Here is a 7,301-nt window from a genome sequence, read left to right on the forward strand (position 1 = left end):
GACATGCTGATCAATCACCCGATCCTCGGCCCCCGCGACGCCGCCGAATTCGTCTACAAGGGCGACGCGGCGCTGATCCACCGCCCCGACTGGCAGGCCGAAGACGCCGTGGCGCAATTCACCGACTATGGCTATCTGCGCGACAATCCCGCCGGGCTGCACCGCGAATTGTGGTTCCATGAACAGGGCGACCGGTCGTGGCTGGTCGTGACCCGCGACACCACCACCCATGACATCACCAAGGTAGAGCTGGCGCGCGATGTCGCGCGGGCCGAGGGGCGTTCGAAATGACCGGCAATACCCGACTGAGCGGCGGCCTGATCGACCGCAGCGCCCCCCTGTCCTTCACCTTTGACGGCAAGCGTTACAGCGGTTTTGCCGGCGATACGCTCGCCTCGGCCCTGCTGGCCAACGGCGTGCGGCTGATGGGGCGCAGCTTCAAGTATCATCGCCCGCGCGGCCCCCTGACCGCCGGCTCCGAAGAGCCCAATGCCATCGTCGAACTGCGCGGCGGCGCGCGCAAGGAACCCAATACCCGCGCCACCACCGCCGAGCTGTTTGACGGGCTGACCGCCAATTCGCAAAACCGCTGGCCGTCGCTGGCCTTTGACGCGCTGGCGATCAATGACCGGCTGTCATCGTTTTTTGCCGCCGGGTTCTATTACAAGACCTTCATGTGGCCCAAGGCGTTCTGGGAAAAGCTCTATGAGCCGATGATCCGCAAGGCCGCCGGGCTGGGCACCCTGTCGCACGACCCGGACCCCGATTGTTATGACAAGGGGTTTCTGCATTGTGACCTGCTGATCATCGGGGCGGGACCGGCCGGTCTGGCGGCGGCGCTCACCGCCGGGGAATCCGGTGCGCGGGTGATCCTGGCCGATGAAGATTTCCTGATGGGTGGCCGGCTCAACTCCGAGACCGGCCTGCTCTCCGATCAGAGCGGCGCGGGCTGGGCCGCCGAAACCGTGGCGCGGCTGCGGGCCATGCCCAATGTCCGCGTCATGGCGCGCAGCACGGTGATCGGGGCCTTTGACCACGGCATCTATGGCATGGTCGAACGGCTTGGCGACCACCTCGCCGAACCGGCCCCCGGCAAGCCGCGCCAGATCCTGTGGCGGGTCTATTCCAAACGCGCGATCCTGGCCGCCGGCGCTACCGAACGGCCCATCGTGTTTGAAAACAACGATCGCCCGGGCATCATGCTGGCCTCGGCCATGCGCAGCTATGCCAACCGCTGGGCCGTCACGCCGGGCCAATCTGTGGCGATCTTTACCAATAACGACGACGGGCACCGCACCGCGACCGACCTGCACGCCAAGGGTGTCAAGGTCACGGTGATCGACACCCGCCCGGATGCGGGCGTGACCCCGGATTACCAGATTCTGTCTGGCGCCCATGTCATCGACACCGCCGGCCGGCTTGGCCTCAAGCGGGTCGAGATCATGCAAGCCAACGGCGAGACCCGCACCCTGCTGGTTGACGGGTTGGGCGTGTCGGGGGGATGGAACCCCAACGTTCACATGACCTGTCATCAGCGCGGCCGCCCGCAATGGGATGACAGGCTGGCGGCATTTGTGCCCGGCGGCACCATGCCCACCGGCCTGATCCCGGCCGGTGCGGCCAATGGCGTGTTCAGCACCCATGGCGCGCTGCGCTCGGGCCAGTCCGCCGCCACGCAGGCGCTGACCGATCTCGGGTTCAACGCCACCCCGCCAGAGCTGCCCCGCGCCGAGGACGCCCCGGTGCGCCTCGTGCCGTTCTGGCATGTCGAGGGGGCCCGGCGCGCCTGGGTCGATCAGCAGAACGACGTGACCGCCAAGGACGTAAAGCTGGCGCATCAGGAGAATTTTGTCTCGGTCGAGCATCTCAAGCGGTACACCACGCTGGGCATGGCCACCGATCAGGGCAAGACATCGAATATCGCGGGCCTTGCCATCATGGCCGAGGTCGCGGGCAAGCAGATCCCCGAGGTCGGCACCACCATGTTCCGCCCGCCCTATACGCCAACGGCGATGGGGGTGCTGGCCGGTCGGTCGCGGGACAAGGATTTCCGCCCGGTGCGCAAGACGCCCAGCCATCACTGGGCCGAGGAACAGGGCGCGGTGTTCGTCGAAGTCGGCATGTGGCTGCGGGCGCAATGGTTCCCCAAACCCGGCGAGATCGACTGGCGCGAGAGCGTCGACCGCGAGGTGCTGCAAACCCGCAAATCCGTGGGGGTCTGCGACTGTACCACGCTGGGCAAGATCGACGTGCAGGGCAGCGACGCGGCGGCGTTCCTGAACAAGGTCTATGCCAATGGCTTTGCCAAGCTGGCGGTGGGCAAGACCCGCTATGGGCTGATGCTGCGCGAGGACGGGATCGCCATGGATGACGGCACCGCGGCGCGGCTGGCCGAGGATCATTTCGTCGTCACCACCACCACCGCCAACGCGGTGCCGGTCTATCGCCACATGGAATTCGTGCGCCAATGCCTGTTCCCGGACATGGATGTGCAGTTGATTTCCGCCACCGAGGCCTGGGCGCAATATGCCGTTGCCGGACCCAATTCACGCAAGCTGCTGCAAAAGATCGTCGACCCGGAATTCGACATCACCAACGAGGGCTTCCCTTTCATGGCCTGTGGTGAAATCACGGTCTGTGGCGGGTTGCGGGCGCGGCTGTTCCGCATCTCGTTCTCGGGCGAGCTGGCCTTTGAAATCGCGGTGCCTACGCGCTATGGCGATGCGCTGATGCGGCGGCTGATGGACGAGGGCAGGGAATTTGACGTGACCCCCTATGGCACCGAGGCGCTCAGTGTCATGCGCATCGAAAAGGGTCACGCGGCGGGCAACGAATTGAACGGCACCACCACCGCCAACAACCTTGGCATGGGGCGCATGGTCTCCAAGAAAAAGGACTCCATCGGCTCGACCCTGTCGGAACGGCCCGGTCTGAACGAAGAGGACGCGCTCAAGCTGGTCGGGTTCAAACCGGTGAACCGAGAGCACAAGGTGCCCGCCGGTGCCCACCTGATGACCCGCGGCACGCCGGTCGATGCGGCCCATGACCAGGGCTATGTCACCTCGGCCTGCTATTCGCCCAATCTCGGATGCCATATCGGCATCGGCTATCTGAAATCCGGCGATACCCGCATGGGCGAGGTCGTGCGCCTCGTCAGCCCGCTGACCGGGGTCGACCATGATGTCGAAGTGGTCAGCGCCCATTTTGTCGACCCAGAGGGGAACCGTCTCCGTGCATGATCTGAAACCCCTGACACCGCTTGGTGCCGCCGAACCCCGTGTCGAACGGATCGGCCCCGTCACCCTGACCGAAACCGTGTCGGTCGCGCTGGCCTCGGTCGCGGCGCGGCTGGGCCGCGAAGAGGCGGCGCGCTCTACACTGGCCCGCGTGATCGGGGCCGAGGCCCCGGCCCCGTCGCGCCACGGCGGCGGCACCCCTGCCGCCTTCTGGACCGGGCCGGACCAATGGATGATCGAAGCCCCGATCGCCACGCATGAAGACCTGGCCCGCCAGATGGTCGACACCTTTGGCGACACGGCCAGCGTGACCGAACAGACCGATGCGTGGTGCCGGTTCGACCTGGGCGGCGATGACCTGCCTTCGGTCATGGAACGTCTTTGCGCCGTCGACCTGCGGCCATGGCAGGGCGGCGAGGTACAGCGCACGACCATCGATCACCTGGGCTGTTTCCTGCTCTGCCGCGATCCGCGCCACCTGTCGGTGATCGGTCCGCGCAGTTCCGCGGGATCGTTGCATCACGCGCTGGTCACCGCCTGCAAATCGGCCTTCTGAACCGGGTCACACCGAGGGCACCGGACGGTTGCCCTCGGTCCGGTACAGGTTGATCCGCTTGCGGTCCTCCTGCGGGCTCAGCCCGAATTCGGCACGGTAATGGCGGGTGAAATGTTTGGCGCTGGCATAGCCCACCGCCGCCGCCACATCCGCCACCGCATCATTGGTATACATCACGATCTGCCGCGCCGCCTGCATCCGCAGCCAACGGAAATAGCTGGTCGGGTTCTGCCCCGTCGCCTGTTTGAACCTGCGTTCCAGATGGCGTGGCGAAATCTCCAGCCGGTCCGCCACCTCGGCCACCGCAAGCGGCTCGGACAGGTCGCGGGTAAAGATGTCGATGGCCCGCGCCACGACGGGCGACAGATCGTCCTCGATGCCGTCCTGCAAATGCACCGGCACCGATTGCTTGACCCCGATCTTGCGCATCATCGGATGCTGGAACCAGCAGGCCACCTCGGTCGCCACATCCCCGCCCAGGGCCGCGTCGATAAAGGTCAGCGCCAGGTCGAAGGCCGCCGCCGCTCCCGAGGCCGTGACACAGCGCCCCGAAACCTCGATCACCTCGTCGCTATGGGCGATCCCGGGGAATTCGACGGCAAACGCCGCCTCGTAGCACCAATGTACCGACAGCCGTTCCCCCGTGACCGCACCGCTGCGCACCAGCGGAAACACCCCGCCGCTGATCGCGCCCAGCGTCGAGCCGTGGCGCGACAGGCGGCGCAGATGCGCCGCGCTGCGGGGATTGGCAAACCGCCCGGACGGGGCCGAGAGCAGCAGCAGGTAATCCACCTGTTCGACCGCATCCAGGGTGCCGCCCGGTTCAAAGGGGATATTGGCGCTGGACTGGACCGGGCCGGGGCTTTCGGCGACCAGCCGCCATTCAAAGGCGGTCTGTCCGGAAATCTCGTTCGCCGCGCGCAGGGGTTCGATCACCGAGGTCAGGCAGGCCATCGGAAATCCCGGAAAGAGCAGAAAGCCGATCGTCTTAGGCATGGGATCCAATCTCTGACCAATCGGACCAATTTTTAACCACAGGAAAACTTTTTTGCAATGCAGTGAATATCCGCTAGACTGATGACAGGTAGAATTTGCCGTGTGAAGTGACTAGAATCCAGAGGGTCGGCCAGTATGAACGTTGAAACATCCAAGACCATGACCAAACTTGTTCAGGACCCTCACAGCCTGCGTGACGAGCGTGAAAAGGTGCTCGAGGTCGCTATCGGCCGCGAAGTGCGCGCCTATCGCAAGCAACAGGGCATCACCGTCGCGGAATTGTCGCGGCTGACCGACCTGTCGATCGGGATGCTGTCCAAGATCGAGAACGGCAACACCTCGCCCTCGCTGACCACCTTGCAGACGCTGGCCAATGCGCTTTCGGTGCCGCTGACCTCATTTTTCAAAGGCTACGAAGAACGGCGCGAAGCGGTACACACCAAGGCGGGCGAAGGGTTGGAGATCGAGCGTGCCGGCACCCGCGCGGGACACCAATACAATCTTTTGGGCCATATCGGGTCGAATTCCAGCGGCGTCATCGTCGAACCCTATCTGATCACGCTGAACAGTGAATCCGACACGTTCAAGACCTTCCAGCATGACGGGATCGAGATGATCTACATGCTCGAAGGCAAGGTTGGCTATCTGCACGGCAAACAGCATTACCCGCTCGAACCGGGCGATACGCTGTTTTTTGATGCCGACGCGCCGCACGGGCCCGAGGTGCTGACCGAATTGCCGGCGCGTTACCTGTCGATCATCTGCTATCCACAAAAGACCTGAGGCGCGGCGCTCAGTCGGACAAGCACAGCTTGTTGCCGTCCAGATCGCGCAGATAGGCCGAGAATTTTGGGTCTGACTCAAAGTTGATGCACCTTGGTGGCTAAGATGCCGTGACGAGGCGTGCCCTGAGCAGATCTATGTTGGCGCGGCCATACATCTGGCGTTTCAGCGTCTTCAATCGATTGATCTGGCCCTCTGTCTGTCCGTTCGACCATGGTTCACGCAGGGCTGCGGCGACCGCCACCTGATCCCGGCGAAGCCCGCGGGCGAAAGCACCGAGCAGCCCGTCCTCCGCTTCATTCAGCCATCCTTCCAGCGCGTCTTCGCGAGCATTGCGTACCATGTCCGTAAACCGGTCCGTCATCCTGCGGGCTGCAGCGAGGGCAGGCAGCGAAGCTTCGATCCTTGCAACCTGGATGGCATCGGCCTTGCACAGATGATCCCGGCCCAAGGTCAGGAGACGAGCAATCTTGCGCGCGGGCGGCGACTTTTCTGTACCCGACGGCGCGGCCTGCTCGGCACGGCGCTGGCGCGTGGCCCATTCTCCAACGACGCGGAGGCTGCCCTGGAAACCATCTGCCCGCAGTCGGCGCCAGAGCTCTGCGCCGTTTCGGCAGCCGCCGTTCCATTCCCGTTCCAGACGCGGTAGCCAAGGGGTCAGACTGCTCTCGCGAATGCGAAAGACGTCTTCGCGCTCACCACGGATGATCTGGCGGACCAGCCCGCGGCTCAATCCGGTCAGGCGCACGATGCGTCTGATCGGAGTGCCGTCATCGGCCATCTGGCGAACCATGCGGTTGGTTTGTTGGCGGCGCTGAAAGCCCTCATATTGAAGCTTTTCCGCTGCCGTCAGAAGCTTTGGATCCAGTGCATTTGCGCCGATGGCTTTGCGGATGGCAGGCATGTTACGCTGTACGGCGGCCAGGAAAGCCGTGCTCGCGTTCTCCAACAGGTGCCAGCGGTCGGCAACCTGAACCGCCTTTGGCAAGGCCCGTGAAACGGCACCACCATAGCCTCCGTTGCGGTCGCGGGCGACGACCTCGATCCCCGGACGGGCCCGCAGCCAGGCCTCGACCGTGGCCGGTTCTCGATCTGGAAGGAGATCAATGACCCGGCGTCGCTCCAGATCGCAGATCAAAGTGCCGTATCTCTGCCCCTTTCGCCAAGCCCAGTCGTCAATACCTATGACGCGGAGATCACTGCTTGAGGCCGTCGCCGCGCCCCGGATGCTGCGGAGGAACGTATCCTTGCTGACCGGCAGCAGGAGCCGTGCGGCGAGCGCCTGTGCCGGGCGCCCGCCGAGTGCCAGGCCGAGGTGCCGGACCAGTCCTTGCAGACGGGAGGTACGCCGCGCATGCGGCCGGGTTACCGCAGGTGGGAACCGCTCCGCAAATATCCTGGCCGGGCACTGCGGAGCACAGCAGCGAAATCGGCGAACCAACAGGACCAGTTCCACCTTCCGGCCATGCGCAGGCAGATCGGCAGGCCGTCGGCGGTATCTGCTGTGAACATGACGTGAAACCGTGCCGCAGCGCGGGCACGCTGCCGCGGCTTTGGCGGAACGCGAGTGGATCCGGACCGTGTTCCCAACAAGCTCGACCTGATCGGCCTTGAGACCTGCTGGCAGGAAATCCCGCCGTGAAAACTGTGACGCCATCGGCAATCTCCTCCAAAACCTGCCGATATATAGCGCTTGGCAAGTTGGACTGCACCAAATCTGCTTCAGACCC

6 protein-coding genes are annotated in these 7,301 nt (G+C 64.4%); 4 read left to right on the forward strand and 2 right to left on the reverse strand.

The genetic code is table 11. The features are described from left to right. Positions 1-3 precede the first annotated feature (3 nt). From ACP15R_RS14855 to ACP15R_RS14865, 3 genes are read left to right on the forward strand one after another with little or no spacing between them, the layout of a single operon-like run. The gene (locus ACP15R_RS14855) at positions 4-291 is read left to right on the forward strand and encodes a sarcosine oxidase subunit delta (protein WP_424987218.1); all 288 of its coding nucleotides are present in this window, start codon (positions 4-6) and stop codon (positions 289-291) included. Next, a complete protein-coding gene (locus ACP15R_RS14860) occupies positions 288-3,239 on the forward strand; it encodes a sarcosine oxidase subunit alpha family protein (protein ID WP_424987219.1) in 2,952 nt (983 codons plus the stop codon). Before ACP15R_RS14855 ends, ACP15R_RS14860 begins: the two co-directional genes overlap by 4 nt. Further along, a complete protein-coding gene (locus ACP15R_RS14865; RefSeq protein WP_424987220.1) occupies positions 3,232-3,792 on the forward strand; it encodes a sarcosine oxidase subunit gamma in 561 nt (186 codons plus the stop codon). Before ACP15R_RS14860 ends, ACP15R_RS14865 begins: the two co-directional genes overlap by 8 nt. Positions 3,793-3,798: 6 nt before the next feature. Here the strand turns inward: ACP15R_RS14865 and ACP15R_RS14870 are convergent, their stop codons facing one another. After that, entirely contained in the window at positions 3,799-4,788 is a 990-nt protein-coding gene (locus tag ACP15R_RS14870; protein WP_424987221.1) for a GlxA family transcriptional regulator, read from the reverse strand. A gap of 135 nt (positions 4,789-4,923) precedes the next feature. Between ACP15R_RS14870 and ACP15R_RS14875 the strand changes: the two genes are divergently transcribed. Continuing rightward, the gene (locus tag ACP15R_RS14875) at positions 4,924-5,571 is read left to right on the forward strand and encodes a helix-turn-helix domain-containing protein (protein WP_424987222.1); all 648 of its coding nucleotides are present in this window, start codon (positions 4,924-4,926) and stop codon (positions 5,569-5,571) included. A gap of 100 nt (positions 5,572-5,671) precedes the next feature. Here the strand turns inward: ACP15R_RS14875 and ACP15R_RS14880 are convergent, their stop codons facing one another. Next, positions 5,672-7,228: an ISL3 family transposase gene (locus tag ACP15R_RS14880; RefSeq protein ID WP_424987223.1), complete on the reverse strand. Its 1,557-nt coding sequence runs from the start codon at positions 7,226-7,228 to the stop codon at positions 5,672-5,674. Positions 7,229-7,301: the final 73 nt, after the last annotated feature.

This window comes from Microbulbifer sp. S227A (assembly GCF_049800935.1).

What these genes read in the sequence shown, in the direction of transcription:
- ACP15R_RS14855 (WP_424987218.1), top strand. Translation starts at nt 4, where the DNA reads ATGCTGATCAATCACCCGATCCTCGGCCCCCGCGACGCCGCCGAATTC.
- ACP15R_RS14860 (WP_424987219.1), top strand. Translation starts at nt 288, where the DNA reads ATGACCGGCAATACCCGACTGAGCGGCGGCCTGATCGACCGCAGCGCC.
- ACP15R_RS14870 (WP_424987221.1), bottom strand. Translation starts at nt 4,788, where the DNA reads ATGCCTAAGACGATCGGCTTTCTGCTCTTTCCGGGATTTCCGATGGCC.
- ACP15R_RS14875 (WP_424987222.1), top strand. Translation starts at nt 4,924, where the DNA reads ATGAACGTTGAAACATCCAAGACCATGACCAAACTTGTTCAGGACCCT.
- ACP15R_RS14880 (WP_424987223.1), bottom strand. Translation starts at nt 7,228, where the DNA reads ATGGCGTCACAGTTTTCACGGCGGGATTTCCTGCCAGCAGGTCTCAAG.